This is a genomic window from Shewanella sp. S1-58-MNA-CIBAN-0166 (genome assembly GCF_040310085.1).
GTDB lineage: Bacteria > Pseudomonadota > Gammaproteobacteria > Enterobacterales > Shewanellaceae > Shewanella.
The window spans coordinates 1-272 of the sequence record NZ_JBEOPN010000140.1 but is presented as its reverse complement, the minus strand read 5'-3'; the positions used below and the strand labels follow the sequence as shown (position 1 = coordinate 272).

The window sequence follows — 272 nt, the reverse complement described above, 5'->3', positions numbered from 1 at the left end:
GGCGTGACCAGCCTGTGCTGCCCACCCAATACCAAGCCGGTGCTGGACACTTCCGCTGTGACCGAGCTGATCCTCGACCGCGCCCGCGAAGCCGGCAATTGCAAAGTGTTTCCCATTGGTGCCTTGAGCAAGGGCCTGGACGGCGAACAACTTGCCGAACTGATCGCCCTGCGTGACGCCGGTTGCGTGGCCTTCGGCAATGGCCTGGAAAGCTTTCGCAGCACGCGCACCTTGTGCCGCGCCCTGGAATACGCGGCCACCTTCGACTTGAC

1 pseudogene is annotated in these 272 nt (G+C 63.6%); it reads left to right on the top strand.

Annotated features, from left to right (window positions below):
• Positions 1-272, top strand: a pseudogene (locus tag AAEY99_RS21440) (hypothetical protein); the annotation flags it as partial.